We start from the raw sequence: 20,201 nt of genomic DNA, 5'->3' as shown, positions 1-20,201 counted from the left end.
GGACGAAATGCTTTAGAATGCCCCTACAGCTCTTCATTTAAGTATTGACGGGGTGTTTTTCCGAATTCCGATTGGAAACATTTGGAGAAATAAGAGTGATTGGAAAAACCTACCATATACATTACTTCGGCAATGGTGAATTTCTTTTGTTGCAGTAACATTGCCGCCTTTTTCATCCTGATCGATTTGATATATTCCACAGGAGACATTCCGGTCAGTTGTTTAATCTTCCGGTAGATCTGTTTGTTGCTGAAACCGGACAATTCGCATAGGGCATTCACGTTCAGGTCTGCATCGGAAAGATGGTCCTCAATCAGGCGGATGATATTTGACAAGAACTTCTCATCTTGTGATTCAGCTTCGATGGGCTTGAGCACAGGCAATGACTCCAGCGATTTTTTGGTTTGATGATTAGGGGTAATTTCTTCTTCTTCAATGGCGGTAATGGGAATACTCAGTCCTATGCTTGTACCTTGATTCTCTTTGGAGGTAACTCCGTTGATATGTCCGCCGTGCAGTTCCGTATAGGTCTTCACCAAGTAAAGCCCGATACCTGTACCTTCCTTATTTCCCGAACGGGGGGATTGATAAAAACGTTGGAAGATATATGGAATGTCTTGTTGCGGAATTCCGGTTCCGGTGTCCGATATACAAATGTCCAGTTGTCCGGTTTCCTGCGAATAAAAAAGGGAAAACCGCACGCTTCCGTTGTCAGGAGTATATTTTACGGCATTTGAGAGCAGATTGTCCAGTATCACACCCAATTTGATTGCATCCATATCCGCATAAATTTTGGCTTTGTTCGCTTCAAAATGAAAAGTGAGCCGGGAATTCTCTTCGTAAACGGAGAACAGACTACGGCTGAAAGATATCAGTTCGATACGCGACAGAATGAGTAATGAATCCGCATTACCCTCTATTCGATTGAAATTGAGTACCTGATGAATCAACGAATTTATCTTCATGGCGTTGCGCTGTACTTCTTCTAACGTTTGTTTCTCATGTTCCGTCTCTGTGGCAGGCAACAACTGGCTGACAGGAGCTATAATCCGGCTAAGTGGTGTTTTCAGTTCATTGGATAGGTTTGTAAAGAATGCCATTTTCTGACGTGACTGTTCCAAAATCTTCTCCTTCTCCAGGCGTTCCATCTTCAATCGGTTTTTAACCCGGAAGAAATTGATAGTCCAAGCGATTAGGCTTAGAAGTAAAAGGCAATAGATTATTTTTGCCCAAAGCGTATAATACCAAGGCGGCAGGATCTTTATGTCCAATATATAAGGATGTTCCGAAGGAACTCCGTTTTTTTCTACTTTGCTGATAGATAATTGATAATCCCCATAACTCAAATTGCTATAAGTAATACGGTTCGTATTGGATGGCAGAAAATTCCATTCTTTGTCCATACCTCCGAGCCGGTAAACGAATTTATTCTTTTCTTCGAGAGAGTAGGGGAGGTCGGACAGCTCAAAAGCCAGATTATTCTGATTGTACTTCAGTTCAATGGCATTGGTGTAACGTATATTGGCAATATTCGCTATGCGTGGGTCCATCAATTGATTGTTAATGTACAAAGCTGTCAGGAGAATGGGACGTTCGGGACGATTCATGGCTTGTATTTCCGGGCGGGATATGGCAAAACCGTCAGCGCCTCCCAAATAAACATTTCCGTCTTTCGAATCGAACAGCAGACTGGTAAAACGCTTATCCGTCATATTCTGCTGACGCGCATCCATCGTTTCCCGGTTGATAATCCAAAGCCCGTTCGTGGTAGAAACCCATATATGGTCTTTGACCGATGTCATGGACAAAATCTCGTTATTATTAAAGCTCCCGAAAGAAATGCTTTGCCGACTGGAGTCTTTAGGGTTGATACGCATTACTCCCCCGTGAAATCCTACCCAAAGCATACCTTCCGCATCACATAGTAGATAATTCGGGCTTTTTTCTCCGCTCAACTCATTAGAAAATAGTTTGGTGACCTGCTTTGTGCGTGGATTGATTTTATCCAGCCCTTTACTGTTGTATAGCAATACCCATACATTACCTTCCTTATCGGGCATAATCTGATTGATAAACATACCCGACAGTCCATTGTGAATAGAATAATTGTATTCGGCTACGTATTGTCCGACTTTAGATTGCATTAATTTATGCTTGTCTACTACAAAGATTCCGCCTAAACAGGTGGCGATCCATAGGTTTCCGGAATCGTCTTCGAAGATGTAATAAGCCCAATTTGTATTGTAGGTTCCTGTGCTGTCGATAATGTTATAGTGTACAAACTCTTGTGTCGTATAGTCATAACGGTTGATACTGCCATCTGTAGCTATCCATAATTGCTGCTCTTTATCTTCATAGATATGGCGGATACGATTGTGTGATAAAGGATGTGCTTTATCTCCCATCCTGTACCAGACAGCCTCATGTCTGTTTCCGGTAGGATGGATAAAACGGAGTAATCCGTTTGTGCCGCCAAACCAATACATCCCTTTGGAATCCCGGAATAACGAGTAGAATTGATTTCCGTCTCCTGTACCCGTTATTTGAGAGATTGGTACGAATTGCAAGGCACTGTTATAACGCGACAAGGAGATACCATAATCAGTTCCCAGCCAGATATTATGTTCCTGGTCGGAAAAGATATTCCAGATGATGTTATTTGTCAGAGACTGGATATTACGTGAATCGTGGATGATATGTTGCAAAGGTTCCTCATTGTTTTGGTACACGTAAAGTCCGTTATCTGTACCGGCTAATAAGTTTCCGTTTCCATCCAATGCCAATGATTTGATGGAATTATTGTGGAAAACTTCGATTGCAACCATTTTTTCTGTTTCGGGAGTATATTGGAGAAGATATCCTTCCATACCGATCCAAATACACTGTCGGACGGTATCTTCCAATAAAGAGTTGACGAATAAATTACTTATACCATGAGTGACAGGTAGAAAAATATCTTCAAACTTTTCACTTTCCGCTATATAACGACATAAACCATTGTAAGTACCCACATAGGTCTGCTTCTCTTTCGTGTGGATAATCGAATAGATTGTATTATGGGATAAACCGCTATGCTTACTGTCGAAACGGGTTAATTTCCGGTTTTCTAATTGATAGGTATAGAGTCCGTTCAGAGAACCTATCCATAAGATTTCGTCACGGAGCGCCATCGTACGGACATCGGTAGGAAAATCTACCTCCGGCTGTTCATATCTGTCTGTACGGTAGTTGTAAACAAGTATTCCATTATCCGTCCCCAGATACAGATATGTATTGTCAATGATAATGCCGCAATAGATACGTGTGTTCGTCCGTTCTCCATAAGTGAAATGTTGTTGGGTGGAATAGCCGTCATAACTGAATAAACCTTTATTGGAACCTATCCATATCATCCCTTCGCTGTCTTGCAAAAAGCAGCTGATAACCGAAGCTTCCGTACCGAGATAAATGTTCTCGAACTGCTGATAATTCACTTTTTGCCCATACACATCACGATGGATGCAGAATATGCAAATGAGTAGAAGTATCAATTTAATTCGTAGGTACATGATATCAGGTTTGCAAGTTTTACGTTGCAAATGTAGGAAAAAATGTCGGTTACACTTGTAAATATCCGCTTCTTTTTGTTCCTTTGTTACCTATTTATAAACGGAAAGCTTATATATGAGAATACTAATTTATTTGCTTTTATTGCCATTAATGGTGGTTGTGGTTGCCTGTGGCGGCAAAAAAGGAGCTTCAGACAAAGAGTCGGTATTAGCGACAATGGATAGTGTGGATGCTCACGGATTGCAACGTATGCAGACTTCCAAAAGCGAAACGGACTTTAAATTTAAAGGAAAAGATTACCATTCCATTGTTTCACGTACTCCGGACGAAAGTTTACCTCATATCAAGAATGAAATGGGAGATACCTATGTAGACAATAAGATCGTACTGCGTCTGATGCGCGGAAACGAGAAAGTTTTTGATAAGACGTTTACCAAGAATGATTTCTCTTCTGTGGTAGACGCGAAATTCCTGTCGAACTCTATTCTGGAAGGAATCGTATATGATAAGACTACTTCGCAAGGGATAGTGTATGCCGCAAGTGTCTGTTATCCGCAGACAGATTTGTATATGCCGCTCTCTATAACAATCACTTCAGACGGGAAAATGAATATAAAGAAAGTGGATATGCTTGAAGAAGAATATGATGATATCCCGTCTAATTAGCTCTTTGGATAGATATCGACAATGGAATTGCACAAATGTGAAAACATTTGAGACAAACGGAAGGCAACCTATATGGTTGCCTTTTGTATTTTTGCACCGTTAAAAACTTAATACCAACCATAGAATGAAGAAAAACATTTTGGCTATCTGCGTGGTAGCAGTAAGCTGTACGGCACTGAACGCTCAAACAAAGAATACGCAAACATTGGTTCCGCTGACTGAACGGGTAAACGTACAGGCAGATTCGGCACGTGTTAATCAGATTATAGACGGTTGCTGGGTAGCAGTCGGCTCTAAAAAGTCCCATGCTATTCAGCGGGATTTTACCCGTATGTTTAACGGAAAGCCTTCTTATCGTTTTGAACTGAAAGAAGACGATAATACACTGTCGGGATATGCCAAAGGTGAGACCAAGGGACGTGCGGAGTTCTCTTACTGTTATGCAACATCCGATGATTTTAAAGGGAAACTTGCCGATACCTATAAGAAAGCGCAAATTATGAAAACCGTGTATCATCACGGGAAAGGAGCTTGCCCGCAAGGCTCTTCACGTGATTATGAGTTTTCGGTATACATCCCTTCTACATTGGGCAGTGATGTTTCCACTATTTTTGCTCAATGGCATGGAATGCCGGACCGTACATTGGTTCAGACTCCGCAAGGAGAAGTGAAGACGCTGACAGTCGATGAATTTATAGAATTGGAAAAGACTACTATTTTTAAGAAAAATGTGGGCCACGAGAAAAAGGCCAAGTTGGACAAGCAAGGTAACCCCGTAAAAGATAAACATGGCAATCCTGTATATACAGCCGGAAAAGCTAATGGATGGTTGGTTGAACAAGGGGGCTATCCTCCATTGGCATTCGGATTCTCCGGAGGGTGGTTTTATATCAAAGCAAACTCTGACCGTAGATGGCTGACCGACAAAGATGACCGTTGCAATGCAAATGTAGAAAAAACACCTGTCATGAAACCGGTGACTTCTGAATACAAGTCATCGACTATCGCTTACAAAATGCCTTTTGCCGATTTCCCGAAAGATTGTTGGATTACATTCCGTATCCATATTGATTGGACTGTCTACGGGAAAGAGGCTGAGACAATTGTAAAGCCGGGTATGCTTGATGTACAGATGAATTATCAGGACAAAGGTAAAAAGGTTAGTAAACACCTTGTAGACAATGAGCAGATTCTGATTGGACGTAACGACAAAGATGGCTACTATTTTAAATTTGGTATTTATAGGGTAGGTAACAGCACCAAACCGGTGTGTTACAATCTGGCAGGTTATTCGGAAAAGTAACTCCGGATAACAAGCAGCTGTTAGAGAAAGTTAAAGATTGGCAAACTCATAATATTCCAGAATCTTTTCAGGTTCTATATCGTTATTTGCATTATAAAAACAAAGTGTAATATTAATGCTAAAAGGATAACGATTATGAAGAAGATTTTATCTTTACTTGTATTGGCTATAGTGGCCGTGCAGCTCTCGTTCGCAGCTGATGTGATAACTAAAGACATCAACCAATTGCCGCTTCCTGCGCGGAATTTTATCAATCGTCATTTCACAAAGCCCGAGGTTGCTCAGATTAAGATTGATAAGGATCTGATGGAGTCTACTAAGTATGAAGTCTTATTAGTGGACGGTACGGAGATCGATTTTGACAGTAAGGGGAATTGGGAGGAAGTTAGCGCTAAGAAAGGAAAGACTGTTCCTGCAACTGTTGTTCCGGGATTTGCTGCCAATTATCTGAAGACTCATAATTTTGTGAGTGAAGGTGTGACGAAAGTAGAACGTGACCGTAAGGGGTACGAAATCGAATTGTCTACCGGAATATCTTTCAAGTTTGACAAGAAGGGCAAATTTTTGAAAGCGGATGATTGAGTAATTATATGTAGATAAACCTAAACCGGAAGATTGTTATGTGGAAATTTAAGTTTGGCTTATGGGCAGTGGTTTTGATAACCTCTGTCTTTTCTTTCAGCGCATGTGGTGATGATGATGATAATGATACTTTTGTTCCTCCTGCTAATATTGAGGCGGCTTTGAAACAATTGTATCCGGGTGCGCAGAATATAGAATGGGAAGTGAAAGGTATTTATTATGTAGCTGATTGCTGGGTGACCGGTGATGAACTGGAAGTCTGGTTTGATGCGAATGCCAATTGGGTGATGACGGAGAATGAATTGGATAATGTTAATCAGTTGGTACCGGCTGTTTATACTGCTTTTATGGATTCTAACTATAGTACATGGGTAGTGACGGATGTGTATGTTTTGACTTATCCTTTGAACCCGACTACCTCTGTCATTCAAGTAAAACAGGGTAGCCAGCGCTATTCACTTTATTTCTCACAGGAAGGCGGATTGCTCCATGAAAAAAATATTAGTAATGGAGATGATACCAATTGGCCGCCGACTGAGTAGGTGAATTGTTACATCTGTTGGTAGTCTTTAGCCAATCCTCCTTCGCTTGTTTCTTTATAGAGGGAGGGGAGGTCATGACCGGTTTGTTTCATCACTTGCACAACCTTATCGAAAGAAACGCGGTGCATACCGTCTGTAAAAGCAGAATAGAGGTTAGCGTCCAGCGCACGTGCTGCGGCATAAGCGTTTCGCTCGATACAGGGAATTTGTACTAATCCGCATACCGGGTCGCAAGTCATTCCCAAGTGGTGTTCCAATCCCATTTCTGCTGCATATTCAATTTGTGCGGGGCTACCTCCGAATAGTTGGTTGGCAGCGGCTGAAGCCATAGCACAGGCAACGCCTACCTCTCCTTGACAACCTACCTCCGCGCCTGAGATGGATGCATTGAATTTGACGATATTACCGATAAGCCCTGCTGTTGCCAATGCGCGTAAAATGCGCATATCACTGAAATCACGGCTTTTCTGAAGGTGATAAAGTACTGCAGGCATTACACCGCAGGAACCACAGGTAGGTGCAGTTACAATCTTGCCACCGGAAGCATTTTCTTCACTTACTGCCAATGCGTATGAAAAAACAAGCCCTCTGGATTGGAGAGATTGCTTGTATCCGGTGGCACGTATATAATAGGTAGAAGCTTTTCGTCTGAGATTTAACGGTCCTGGCAGCACGCCTTCCGCTTCCAGACCACGATGAATGGCGTCTTTCATTGTAGTCCATACCTCTGCCAGATAATCCCAGATATCTTCGTTCTCACATTCTTTTACGTATTCCCAATAACTTTTTCCTGTACGTTCACACCATTGCAGAATCTCGGTCATGTTGTTCATTCCATATACTTCCGGGCTTTCGATAGTCGGGTTATCGTTGTTTTCTGCCAGTGCACCGCCACCGATACTATAAACCGTCCAATTTTCGAGTACTTTGTTACTGGTGTCGAAAGCAGCAAATGTCATTCCATTCGGATGGAACGGTAGGAAAACTTTGGGTTGCCACACGATTTCTACAGGAGCAACCGCCTGCAGGGTGTCTATAATGGCCACATCTGTCATGTGCCCTTTACCCGTAGCGGCTAGGCTGCCATAAAGGGTTACTTTAAAAGAAGTTGCGTCCGGATGACGTTCCAAAAACATTTCTGCGGCTTTACGCGGTCCCATGGTGTGGCTGCTGGAAGGACCTGTACCTATTCTATATAGCTCTTTAATTGATTTCATGACTGATGATATATTTTCGTTAATACCAATTTTTCTTTTTGAAGAACAAATATACGATAATACCGATAATTCCCATCACTAACCAGGCAAATAAATAACCATATCGCCAATCCAGCTCCGGCATCCATTTATAATTCATTCCCCATACCCCGGCCAGAAAAGTTAGGGGAATAAAGATGGTGGATACGATAGTCAGGCGTTTCATAATGTTGTTCATGCGCAGGTCATTGTTGGAAATATAAAGGTCTACCAATGAAGAAAGCGTTTCCCGGCAGATTTCGATGGTTTGCAGTACAAACTGGAGATGATCGTTCACATCGTTGAAGAAAGCACGGTTGACTTTATGGATAAGCAGGTTTTCCGCACGCAACAGTTTTACATATTGTTCTTTTAGCGGAAGTATTGCTTTCTTCATCAGCATATATTGGCGGCGGAGTGCCTGGATTTGAATACCTATATCATATCCTTCGGTGATGGTGAGCAGTTCTTCTTCCAGATCTTCGAGAGCGTCATCGATAGAAGAGATGGTTGAAATATAATTTCCCATTACACTATTCAGCAGCACACTGAACAAATAGTCTGTTTGGCGGCTGCGTATTTTCAGAACGTCATTGCGCAAGGCTGTATTGACATCGTCGAAGAAGTCGGTTTCTTTTTCGAGGAAGGTAAGTACATAATTACTTCCGAGAATAATGCATACTTGTTGTTGTAGCAGTTCGTCCAACTCGTCCTCTCCCTTATGTGTATTGGGATAGAATAACTTCAAGATCAGGACAATATATTTATCATGCTCTTCGATTTTGGTGGGGTGGTTTGCATTTAGAATATCCTGTAATACCAGGAAGTCTATTTCGAAATGACTGCAAATCTCACGGATAGTTTCCGTATCTTTCATCCCGTGTACTTGCAGCCAATTGATGTGCGTATTGTCCAATGTACCTTTGATTGATTGGAAGGTATTACCGGACGACTCCTGCATTTCTGTCGTACTATACGTGCATAGGTGCAAATGGGTAGGAGTGAGACTGTCTCCGGTATAAATCAGCTTTTCGCTTAACAGGTTATTCTTCATGCTTTGTTCTCGTATTTAGACGTTTTTATTTATAGGTTAGTCAAAATCAACTACGGTGATTCCGGCACCTCCGAACTGTACGTGTTCGTCAGCATAATGGCTGACCCCCGGTACGGTAGAGAGGTATTGGCGGATAAGCGTACGGAGTATTCCCGTACCTGTTCCGTGAAGAATGCGCACGCGGTCCATACCTACCAATATAGCATCATCGATAAAGTAGGTGACTGCTTGCAGTGCTTCATCGCCACGCATACCCCGCACATCGATATCTTGTTTGAAACTGAGTTTCTTTTCGTACATCTGATCATGTGTTTGGCTGCTGACAAATGTACTCTTGGCAATCCCTTCCGCCTTTTGAGGAGCATTGCTGCGTTCGAGACGGTCTATCTTTACAGTCGTTTTGATACTTCCGAAAGCGACAATTGCATTTTTGCCGTTTATTTCCATGACTTGCCCGACACTTGTTTGTCCTTTGATTTTTACATTCTCGCCAATACCAATGGGAGTCACTTTGGGAGCAATGATTGTTGGGGAATTGGCAGCTTTCGGTTCGTTCTTTTTATTTTTCTTCCGTTCCTGCTTTTCTTTCAACTTTTCCATTTTCCGTGCCAGTTTTTCTTCTTGTTCTTTGGAGGCTAATGCGTCTAAGGAAGTGCGGAAGTCAGTCAGTTCTTGACGTGCCAGACGAGTCTTTTCTTTTTCGGCCTGTGCTTCTTTGATGGTGCGGATGGTATTTTCAATACGGGCATTTGATTCTTGCAGTATTCGTTCCGCTTCTTCCTTTGCCTGTTTGATAATCTCTTTTCTTGACTTTTGCAGCTCTTCCATCTCCGTCTGATAACGGGCAATGGTTTCTTCCATCTGTTTCTCCCGTTGTCGGATGGTTTGGCGTTTACCCTCCCAATAACGTTTGTCACGGACAATATCCTGCAAGTATTTATCAGCGTTGATGTATTCGCTTCCCACAATTTCCGAAGCGTCTGCAATGACATCTTCGGGTAATCCGATTTTTCGTGCGATTTCTACGGCAAATGAACTTCCGGGATTGCCAATCTGCAATTGGAATAGTGCCTGCATGAGATGACGGTCGTAAAGCATGGCTCCATTTACTACTCCTTCATGGTCTTCAGCGAAATGCTTCAGGTTTTGATAGTGAGTGGTGATCACTCCGAAAGTTTGTTTCCGGTTGAAACGTTTTAATACGGCTTCGGCGATGGCGCCTCCTATCTGGGGTTCCGTACCCCCTCCGAATTCATCAATCAAGATGAGGCTGCGTTCATTGCAGTTTTTCATCATGATTTTCATATTGGTCAGATGTGAAGAGTAGGTACTAAGATCATCTTCAATGGACTGCTCGTCACCGATGTCGATAAAAATACTGCTGAATATACCTGCATGACTGCGTTCGTGCAGCGGGATCAACATTCCGCATTGAAGCATATATTGCAGTAATCCTACCGTTTTCAGACAAACGGATTTACCGCCGGCATTCGGACCGGATATAATAAGGATGCGTTGTTTTTGGTTAAGCTCGATATCCAGAGGCACGACTTTTTTTCCATGTTTGGCTAATGATAGCTGTAACAGGGGATGAACAGCCATTGTCCAATCCAATAGTTGCTCATTTTCTATAGCTGGTTTCAAACAGTTCGTCTGTATTGCAAAATAACTTTTCGCGCGGATAAAATCGATTTCTGCCAGAAATTCATACGACTGTAAGATTTCCGGAATAGACGGGCGAAGGGTATTGGAGAACTCAGTAAAAATACGAATGATTTCCCGTCGTTCGTCTCCTTCAAGTTCACGGATACGATTATTGGCTTCTACTACTTCTGCGGGTTCTATAAATACAGTCTTTCCACTGGCGGATTCATCGTGTACGATTCCTTTGATTTTCCGTTTCAGCCCCGGAGCTACAGGGATGACCAGACGACCGTCGCGCATAGTTGGAGTTACATCCTTATCTACGTATCCTTCGGATTGTGCGCTACGCAAGATACTGTTCAAAGATCGTGAGATACTTCCCATTGTGCTGGAGAGTTCACGACGTATGCGGGCTAATTCGGTTGAAGCGTTGTCTTTGATTTTACCGTATTTATTGAGAATACCGTCTATTTTTCCGATCAATTGCGGAAATACGGCTATATCTCCGGCTAATCGTTTCAGGCTGGGGTAAGGGGGATCGCTTTCTTCTTCCTCTTCATTCCGATGTAGGAAGCGTACGATATCGCGGATCGTTTCCAATGAACGGCGTAAATCAAACAGTTCTTGTTCGTCCAGATACATGCCTTCTATCCGTACTCGTTTCAATGAAGGACGGACATCAAAGAAGAACTGATCGGGAAATCCGTCTTCTTCTTGAATGATGCGGATAAATTCAGTTACTTGATTTAATTTCTCTTCTACTTCTTCGTATTGGTCGGAAAAGACCATGTCAGAGACTCGTTCCTCGCCTAAAGTGCTGAGACATCTATCCTTTAGTAGCTGTCTTATCTGGTCGAATCCTATCTTTTGCTCAAAATTTTGAGGATATATCATATTTCTATCTTGCTAATGGACTGCAAAAATACGATTTATTCGCGAAAAAAATATCAGAATGTTTGCAGATTTAAAAATGATTCGTACCTTTGCACCGCTTTCAACGGAAAGCACTTCTGATAAAGAAGTTTTGGAGAGGTGGCAGAGTGGTCGATTGCGGCGGTCTTGAAAACCGTTGAAGGTAACACTTCCCGGGGTTCGAATCCCTGTCTCTCCGCTGGAAAAGTACTAGTAATCAGTATTTTATAAGAATTACACCCAATTTTACATCTCGATAATGTAAAATTGGGTGTTTTTGTTTTAGTAAAGGTTTTGAAAATCTGTTCTCCAATGAACCGTATGCACAGGAAGATATGGAATCGTAAACCAGAACGTACTACCTTTTCCTTCCCCCTTTGATTCTACACCGATGTGACCTTTCATTTTCTCAATGACACTTTGACTGATTGATAGGCCAAGTCCTGTTCCTTGAACAAAATCATTAAGTTTAGTAAAGCGTTGGAAAATACGTGTTTGATTTTCTTTTGAAATACCGCATCCGGTATCGCGTACAAAGAAATAAATTTCATTCTCATGAAGTTCGTAACCATATGTTATACTTCCTTTGTCTGTAAACTTACAAGCATTGGTAAGCAGATTAATAATTACCTGTGAAAGTCGATTCGGTTCTGTTTCGATACAACAGTCAACCGCTCCTAGTGTATAATTTAATACAACATCCTGATGTACTTTCATGCGCATTGTTACTTCTATTTCCCTAATTAGTTCATTCAAGTCTGTTGGCTTATAAATAAAATCAAGAGCATTAGCTTCTACCTTAGCCAAATCAAGAATATCTTCTATTAATTGCAGTAACAGTTGATTGTTATTCTCAATGATATTGATGTATCTTTGCTGTTCTTCTTTATCCTCTATTGCAGTCAAAAGACTGGAAAAACCTACGATTGCATTTAATGGAGTACGAATTTCATGACTCATATTGGCCAGAAATGCAGACTTCAACCGATCAGCTTCTTTTGCCGCCTCCTTAGCGGCAATAAGTCTGGCTTCTTGTTTTTTTCTTGAAGTTATAAGGAGTAAGGAACCTATTAGTTCTTTTGGTTTCAACTTTTCATCATATTTTGCCACAGACGCGTTGACTTCAATCCAATCTATATTGGTCTTACCATTGTTTTCTGATAAAATCCGGAATTCTCCTTTAGCGTATTGTTTAATACCATCACGTAAGTCAATATAGGTTTGCTTGACATATTCCAAATCTTCAGGATGAATCCTTTTGAAGTATTCCTTTTCTTCAATGGTATGTGTATATATGGTTGATTTAGGACGTTCTTGAGAATCCATGTGCCGCATTGTTCTATTTGCCTCACAGGTAATCGTGTGTCTTTTCAGGTCCCATTTCCACGGAATGATATGAGCTACCTCCAAAGTCATCTCCAGTGTTTTCGTAGTTTCTTTCAGAAAGTTTTCCGATTTTACCTTATCTGTAACATCAATACCGAAGAACTCCACTTCGTCATTATTCAATGTCTGACACACAAGAAAATCATAATATGTGCCTGTTTTTGCAAAGTAATATGTAAACTTGATATTCTTTTTCGTTTTGCGTACATTATCAAGTAATCCGATAATGTATTCCATATCAAAGAAGCTATTCTGTTCTTCGGTATCCGTATTTTTTGCAATTAGTTTGCTTGTTTCGTGGTTTTCTGAAACGAAATCTATGTTTATCAGTTTTCCGGTTTTGTCTGTTTTCAATTTTCCTATCATATAACATATAGGCATATTGTCCACCATTCTATTGCGAGATGCCATGTATGTCATTTTCTTACGTTGGAATATCATGAAGATTCCCAATATGAATAGAATGGCTACCAATACGATACTGCTTATTATAATTTGCCAAAAATAGCGTTTCCAGAAACTTTCCGGTTTGTTTATGAAAACAGTGTCTTTCGGGCAATTGTCTACAAGAAGTCCATACGACTTCAGTTGCAGATAATCTACTTTCGGATATTTCATCGTGGGATACGTAAAAGGGATATTACGCATATTTTCACCTGTCACCATTCTTCGGAATACGCGAATAGAATTTTGTAAGATCTCCTGTTGATCGGCAAAGTATCCACCAGTAGCTCCTCCTGATTCGAGATACTTTTCTTTCAAAGAGAAAATCGGGCGAGGAGATGAGGCTATCAACTTGAAATCTCCCGTCACTAGCATAGGATACCCAAACGCACTCGGACGAGAATAGTACCATGATCCTAGCAGGATTCCAACAGATTGATCAGAGGATATTAAATATGTCTGTATATTTTTTCTGGAATTTTCCGAAGCAACCAGCCACTCATATTCAAGTAACGGATATTCTAAAGTAAGATATGCCTTGATTTTTTCATTCAGTTCCATGTTACCGGCAAGATTATCAGATGCAAACACCAGTTTCTTCATGTCCGGTTGCATCCTGACCATCATATCAATCGTTTCTTTGTATAATTCCGGAACCTCAATATAGGTAAAGTTGTATTGTTCCCGTATGTCTGACAAATGTATTTTCGTTGCACTCGCTGTGATTTTATTTCCAGATAGATATTTTTCATTTAATACAATATTATCGTTTGCCCCTATAAACAGCATCGGAACATCGCCCCATTCATTCTTGATTTGGTCCCTTAAAGAGAATGCCATCCTTCCGAAGAGAATAAGATAGTCCGGCTTGTTATTCTTAAAACGGTTGAATATCTGTTCCTTGACTAGATTGTACAAAGAGTCGGTTTGAATAAGTATAGCATTCATGTGAACCAGGTCATAATCCAGATTTTCAGTATTTGCAGCTTCTATCAAATACTGAGTAATATAATTTTGTACCCATGGCGCACTTTCATTATATGAATTGATGATAAGTAGTTTTTGGGACTGAGATGCAGCACATAACGGTTGCCACGCAAAGGTTATTAGACAAATGCTGACTCCTAATATATGTTTGTTGCGTTTAAAAAAACATTTAACAATATTATTATATAATGCCATGATTCTAAATAATATATAGTTCTAATTGTTTCTTTGTGATAGATGATAATTGCTTATATTTAATCTATATAATGATTTATCGTGTGACAAAATTAAAACTGTTTCACTTTTTGCCATGATTTTATTTGTTTGGGTGTGTTAATAGTTGTTTAATATTTGACTTTTGGACAAATATCATTGAAAAAAGAACAGATTGAGAAGTATGGAGATATCAGGATAATATATTTTCATGTAACTTTTTTCTTTCTATGTGGTTATATGTATTTGGTTTTTTTATAGTGTTATCTCCTATTCATATTTATTCTTTCTTTTATACAAGTATTTTATAGATAACAATTGTTTAAAGTAATTCTTTTTCTTAGTTTGATTCTGGATTAAAATTGGCTATTGTTATTATTTAACATCGATTTCCGTATATGCTCTTAAATAGTGTCTATACCGTTTTATTAAAATAGCCTTCACCTTTTCGCTGCTATCTCCTATTCATGGGTGTTAGCGGGTGAAGGGAGGTTCCTTCAGCAAGTATACATAGCAATATTATGTTCCAAAAAGCAGCTAAATTTTCTCTTGATGTATTATGCTTATCATTACTGTGATAAGAACTTATCATATTTATGATACTTACTTATCACAATAGTGATAATATCTTATCATTTTAATGATAAATGAAAAATATAGGCGTTAGAGTCACGTTTGTTCAAGAGATAAGCCAGACTTGCCGGGTAAAAGCGGGTAGATACTTCCAATAGTTTTTTTAATTAAGATGTAACTGAAACAAAATGATACACATAGGAACTGTGAAAGCTGGGTGAAAGTGTTCCCCTTCACCCGCTAATGCCCTAATGACGGGAGATACAGAAAAAAGGTGAAGGGGACGGAAGATTGCAACTTATTGGGAAGGAAAGACATTGTTTGCATTACTGTATATAAAGCGTTGTTTACATTGCTTGAATAATAAAATGCTAATGTTTCTTATTTTTACCTTGTGAAACAAAATACTTTCTTGACTTTTTAATAATAAGAATTACCTTTGACGGATAAAATGATGGTAAACGCTATGAGGTATATACGACTTGGTGTATGTATATGTATTCTTTTATTTGTGCATAACCAAATTTTAATGGCTGATGAGGCCACAAATGCAGATTCTATAACTACTGAATATATAAGAAGTATTTATATTGAGAAGCCGAAATGTGCTTTGAAACTTTTAGATGTAGCGGAGAATAAAAAGTCTATGCCTTTACGAGTTATAGACGAGTTACGTAGCTTGTCATATCGCAATTTGTTTATGAATAAGCTTGCTTATGTATATGCAAGAAAATCTTATGTGCTTGATTCCGTATATCAAAAGGATCCTGAACACTTATTGAAAATGACTGTTTATTTGGCGGAATTATCTTTCTTGATGAGTAAATATAACGAGAGTATGAATTATGCGCTTGACGGGATTGCCCAATCAAAAAGGTTGGAGGACCGCGTGTCCGAAGCTCGGTTGCTATACTGCATTGGAGAGAATAACCGTATGTTGTCATTTAAAGATAAAGCGTATGATTATTTTGATTCTGCTATCGATTTGTTGAAAGGGAGAAAAGGCGTAAAAGAGATAGGAATGCTCTCTTCTTTCTATGGAGGGAAAATGAGTTATTTAATGACTGACTCTTTGTATGAGGATGCATCTGTTATGGCTTTGGAACGTGAAAAGCAGATAAAAAAATTGGAAACTTTACCAGATGTTCCGAAAGGATTGGTTGATATGCAATATGGTTATCTGTACTCTAAATGGGCATATAATTGCTATATGGAAAAGAAATATGAGCAGGCTGAAAAGTACTTTGCGATGTATCAATCGACTGAATACTCTCGTACACCTGATGGAAAAATGTATTCAATTCCTTATTTGCTGGCTTCCAAGCATTACAAGCAGGTGATTGACAACTGTCAGGAGTTTAAAGAACTGATGAGGAAGCAGCAAGATACTATCAATGCGCAATATATGAATGTGCTTGAAAGGGAAGTGCAAGCCCATATGGGGATGGGAAACTATAAGGAAGCGGCAATTTTGCAAGGAGCTATTATAGCTATAACGGATAGTATTAATAACAGGGATAAAGAGAATGCGGCATTAGAGTTGAATACGATGTATGATACTTCTGAAAAAGAGGACTATATAGCCAAACAAGCATTCCAATTAAAAGTCAGAAACATAACATTGACCTTTTTGACGTGTATTACGCTGTTGACTTTGTTTGTATTATGGCGTATGTGGCGTTTCAACCATATTATCAGATATAAGAATAAAATCCTTGCTAAGTTTATAAACGAGAGATTGGCCAGGAAGAAAGACAGTCAGTCATTGGATATTGATGAACAGCTTATGATCTCACAAGATATAGAAGATGAAAGTATTTTGTTTGACGACCAAGAGGAGATATCTGATGAAACCGGCAAAGTGAGCGGGGAAGAAGAAGAGAATAAAAAAATATTTATTGAACTGAACCGTATTGTTGTTCAAGACCAGTTATATCTTTCTTCAGAATTGTCGAGAGAAGATTTGGCACAACTCGTACATTTGAATAACGCACGTTTTGCCCGAATGATAAAAGAATGTACCGGTACTAATTTTAATGGATATATCAATGATTTGCGTATAGATTATGCAATTAAATTATTAAAACTGCATCCTAATTATACGATACGTGCCATAGCTGATGAAGCCGGATTCAACAGTACCCCGATATTATATAATCTTTTCAAGAAAAAGACGGGCATGACTCCGTACGAGTTTAAGAAAGCACAAGAATCTCTTTAAATATTATGCCGTACAATGTTCTTGTATGGTTAAACAATTTCCAGCTTTATCGGTTTATTCTAATAAGTAATCAATATAAATAATCATGATACAGGTTAGGATAAAGCGAGTATACGAAGACTTTTCGGAGGCAGACGGATATAGGGTATTGGTTGACAAATTATGGCCGCGCGGAATAAAAAAGGAATGGTTAAGATATGATTATTGGGCAAAAGATATCACCCCATCCGCCGCTTTGCGCAAATGGTTTCACGATGATATACCGGGACACTGGAATGACTTCGTCGTACTGTATCAGAAAGAGCTGGATGCTTCTCAGGCAGCGACCGATTTTCTGGCCCTTATCAAACCGCATCCGGTAGTAACACTCATTTACGCTTCTAAAGAACCTGTATATAATCATGCCCGAATACTCCGCGATTATCTGGAAATGCGTTTGAAAGAGTGAAATTAAAGTAATTTTTATCTGCTTACGCTTTCTGTCGTTCACTCAATTTCCTACCTTTGTAATCTAAATCAAAATCGTGTAGCCATGAAGTATAAATTATTGGTCTTGGATGTAGACGGAACACTACTGAATGATGCGAAAGAAATTAGTAAACGTACGCTGGCTGCTTTGTTGAAGATTCAACAGATGGGAGTACGTATTGTTTTGGCTTCCGGCAGGCCGACCTATGGTTTGCTGCCGTTGGCAAAATCTCTTGAACTTGGAAATTACGGAGGTTTTATCCTCTCCTATAATGGTTGTCAGATTATCAATGCACAGAACGGAGAGGTTCTGTTTGAGCGTCGCATAAATCCGGAAATGCTGCCTTATCTGGAAAAGAAAGCCCGTAAGAATGGATTTGCGCTGTTCACGTATCACGATGATACCATTATAACCGATTCTCCCGAGAATACACATATCCGGGATGAAGCCAGATTGAATAATTTGCGGGTGATAAAGGAAGAGGAATTCTCCTCAGCCATTGACTTTGCTCCTTGCAAATGTATGCTTGTCAGTGATGATGAAGAAGCGCTTGTCGGTTTGGAAGAACATTGGAAAAGACGGCTGAACGGAGCATTGGATGTTTTCCGTTCCGAACCCTATTTCCTTGAGGTCGTTCCGTGTGCTATCGACAAGGCGAATACTTTGGGAGCTTTGTTGGAAGCGTTGAACCTGACACGTGATGAGGTCATTGCCATTGGTGATGGAGTATGCGACGTGACTATGATTCAGTTAGCGGGGTTGGGAATAGCTATGGGGCATTCTCAAGACTCGGTGAAAGCGTGTGCCGATTATGTGACAGCGTCGAATGAAGAAGACGGGGTAGCCCTTGCCGTTGAAAAAGCAATCATAGCCGAAGTCCGTGCGGCGGAAATTCCGTTAGACCAACTGAATGCGCAGGCGCGTCACGCATTGATGGGAAATCTGGGTATCCAATATACGTATGCGTCTGAGGACAGAGTAGAGGCGACAATGCCTGTCGATCATCGTACTCGCCAGCCTTTCGGCATTCTACATGGCGGTGCTACGCTTGCATTGGCTGAAACGGTTGCAGGACTGGGGTCTATGATTCTTTGCCAGCCTGATGAAATAGTAGTGGGAATGCAGGTCAGCGGAAATCATATATCTTCCGCCCACGAAGGAGATACCGTGCGGGCAGTGGGAACCATTGTACACAAAGGACGCTCATCTCATGTATGGAATGTGGATGTCTTTACTTCAACAAACAAACTGGTGTCTTCCGTACGGGTAGTCAACAGTGTTATGAAAAAAAGATGATTGACGAAGAAATAAGTAATCTGACAGTTATTGATGCGCTTATCCGGCAAAAGCGACCTTTTGCGGTATACCGTATTCCCGGAGAGAAACTTCCCCGTCTGTTGACACAGGCGGAGGAGAATATCCGTCTGATATACGATTTGCAAGAGTTGAACGGACAGAAAGGATTTGTTATCGCTCCCTTTCGGGTGAGTGAGATGTGTCCGGTTATACTGATACAATCTGATGGGTGGGGGCAATCCCTTTCTCTTGACGATGATACGGAGGAAGAATATGAGGCTTCTTTGCAAATACAAGAGCAAGAAATTTTTCAGACCTCTTACACGAAGGAGTATGCCGGCTGTTTTCAAGCATTTATCAATGCCTTACGTGACGGGACTTTTGACAAGTTGGTACTTTCCCGGCATATTACGATGGATAAGGAGGCGGACTTTTCTCCTTCATCCGTATTTCGTGCGGCCTGCAAGCGTTATATTCATTCATATATATACCTATGTTACACTCCCCAGACCGGCATTTGGTTGGGAAGTACTCCCGAAATTATTTTATCGGGTGAGAAAGATGAATGGAATACGGTTGCACTGGCCGGAACACAGCCTTTGCAGGATGGCAAATTGCCGCAAGTATGGGATGAAAAAAACAGGAAAGAGCAGGATTACGTAACTGCTTATATCCGTAGCCGGCTTCTTTCTTTGGGCATCCATTCTACTGAAAGCGGACCTTATCCTGCATACGCCGGAGCTTTGTCACATTTGAAAACAGATTTTCATTTCTCTCTGATAGATAATAATGGTTTGGGAGATCTCCTGAAAGTGTTGCATCCGACGCCTGCGGTGTGTGGCTTGCCAAAGGAAGAGGCCTATCGCTTTATATTGGAAAACGAAGGGTATGACCGTCGTTATTATTCCGGTTTTATCGGATGGCTGGATCCGAATGGAAGGACTGATTTATATGTGAACTTACGCTGTATGCATATCGAGGATGAACGACTGACTCTTTATGCCGGTGGCGGACTATTGGCCTCTTCGGAGCTGAATGATGAATGGCTGGAAACGGAAAAAAAGTTGCAGACAATGAAACGTCTGATTACTTCCACCTCCATTATCGCTAATCACTAATCATTAA

At 40.5% G+C, this 20,201-nt stretch carries 13 protein-coding genes and 1 tRNA gene; 9 read left to right on the top strand and 5 right to left on the bottom strand.

All coding sequences use genetic code 11. The annotated features are described in order from the left end of the window. Positions 1–23 precede the first annotated feature (23 nt). Positions 24–3,548 carry a two-component regulator propeller domain-containing protein gene (locus tag ACNOGP_RS18885; protein ID WP_418213494.1) on the bottom strand — a complete coding sequence of 1,175 codons (3,525 nt, stop codon included), beginning with the start codon at positions 3,546–3,548 and terminating at the stop codon, positions 24–26. 115 nt (positions 3,549–3,663) lie between these two features. Here ACNOGP_RS18885 and ACNOGP_RS18880 point away from each other — a divergent pair, with 115 nt between their 5' ends. From ACNOGP_RS18880 to ACNOGP_RS18865, 4 genes are all read left to right on the top strand, one after another. Beyond that, positions 3,664–4,215 carry a DUF4738 domain-containing protein gene (locus tag ACNOGP_RS18880; RefSeq protein WP_007758885.1) on the top strand — a complete coding sequence of 184 codons (552 nt, stop codon included), beginning with the start codon at positions 3,664–3,666 and terminating at the stop codon, positions 4,213–4,215. Positions 4,216–4,339: 124 nt separating this feature from the next. Further along, positions 4,340–5,518, top strand: a complete 1,179-nt coding sequence (locus ACNOGP_RS18875; protein ID WP_195475443.1) for a heparin lyase I family protein — start codon at positions 4,340–4,342, stop codon at positions 5,516–5,518. Positions 5,519–5,653: 135 nt separating this feature from the next. Next, positions 5,654–6,100 (top strand): PepSY-like domain-containing protein, encoded by a 447-nt coding sequence (locus ACNOGP_RS18870; protein ID WP_195475444.1) that lies wholly within the window; start codon positions 5,654–5,656, stop codon positions 6,098–6,100. 38 nt (positions 6,101–6,138) lie between these two features. After that, positions 6,139–6,642 carry a PepSY-like domain-containing protein gene (locus ACNOGP_RS18865; RefSeq protein WP_272720581.1) on the top strand — a complete coding sequence of 168 codons (504 nt, stop codon included), beginning with the start codon at positions 6,139–6,141 and terminating at the stop codon, positions 6,640–6,642. Positions 6,643–6,650: 8 nt separating this feature from the next. Here the strand turns inward: ACNOGP_RS18865 and ACNOGP_RS18860 are convergent, their stop codons facing one another. Genes ACNOGP_RS18860 through ACNOGP_RS18850 form a run of 3 tightly spaced genes read right to left on the bottom strand, consistent with a single transcriptional unit; the run spans position 6,651 to position 11,469 of the window. Then, positions 6,651–7,859 carry an L-serine ammonia-lyase gene (locus tag ACNOGP_RS18860; protein WP_418213493.1) on the bottom strand — a complete coding sequence of 403 codons (1,209 nt, stop codon included), beginning with the start codon at positions 7,857–7,859 and terminating at the stop codon, positions 6,651–6,653. A 19-nt stretch (positions 7,860–7,878) separates the two neighbouring features. Beyond that, positions 7,879–8,931 carry a magnesium/cobalt transporter CorA gene (gene corA, locus ACNOGP_RS18855; RefSeq protein ID WP_143867848.1) on the bottom strand — a complete coding sequence of 351 codons (1,053 nt, stop codon included), beginning with the start codon at positions 8,929–8,931 and terminating at the stop codon, positions 7,879–7,881. 36 nt (positions 8,932–8,967) lie between these two features. After that, complete coding sequence (locus tag ACNOGP_RS18850; RefSeq protein ID WP_418213492.1) at positions 8,968–11,469, bottom strand: endonuclease MutS2; 2,502 nt, start codon at positions 11,467–11,469, stop codon at positions 8,968–8,970. Positions 11,470–11,601: 132 nt separating this feature from the next. On the opposite strand from ACNOGP_RS18850, the gene ACNOGP_RS18845 reads away from it, so the two are divergent. Continuing rightward, positions 11,602–11,686: transfer RNA gene (locus ACNOGP_RS18845), tRNA-Ser, on the top strand. 83 nt (positions 11,687–11,769) lie between these two features. On the opposite strand, the gene ACNOGP_RS18840 is transcribed toward ACNOGP_RS18845, so the two are convergent. Beyond that, complete coding sequence (locus ACNOGP_RS18840; protein ID WP_255508079.1) at positions 11,770–14,313, bottom strand: ATP-binding protein; 2,544 nt, start codon at positions 14,311–14,313, stop codon at positions 11,770–11,772. Positions 14,314–15,556: 1,243 nt separating this feature from the next. Here ACNOGP_RS18840 and ACNOGP_RS18835 point away from each other — a divergent pair. From ACNOGP_RS18835 to ACNOGP_RS18820, 4 genes are all read left to right on the top strand, one after another. After that, complete coding sequence (locus ACNOGP_RS18835; RefSeq protein ID WP_195475449.1) at positions 15,557–17,311, top strand: helix-turn-helix domain-containing protein; 1,755 nt, start codon at positions 15,557–15,559, stop codon at positions 17,309–17,311. An 85-nt stretch (positions 17,312–17,396) separates the two neighbouring features. Beyond that, positions 17,397–17,759, top strand: a complete 363-nt coding sequence (locus ACNOGP_RS18830) for a DUF488 domain-containing protein (RefSeq protein WP_418213491.1) — start codon at positions 17,397–17,399, stop codon at positions 17,757–17,759. 84 nt (positions 17,760–17,843) lie between these two features. After that, positions 17,844–19,076: a Cof-type HAD-IIB family hydrolase gene (locus ACNOGP_RS18825; RefSeq protein ID WP_186967119.1), complete on the top strand. Its 1,233-nt coding sequence runs from the start codon at positions 17,844–17,846 to the stop codon at positions 19,074–19,076. After that, positions 19,073–20,194: an isochorismate synthase gene (locus tag ACNOGP_RS18820; protein WP_418213490.1), complete on the top strand. Its 1,122-nt coding sequence runs from the start codon at positions 19,073–19,075 to the stop codon at positions 20,192–20,194. The genes ACNOGP_RS18825 and ACNOGP_RS18820 overlap by 4 nt, the downstream gene beginning before the upstream one ends. Positions 20,195–20,201 lie beyond the last annotated feature (7 nt).

Origin of the sequence: Bacteroides difficilis (assembly GCF_048319815.1) — a bacterium.
Taxonomy (GTDB): Bacteria; Bacteroidota; Bacteroidia; order Bacteroidales; family Bacteroidaceae; genus Bacteroides; species Bacteroides zhangwenhongii.
This window is presented reverse-complemented; position numbering and strand designations above follow the sequence as displayed.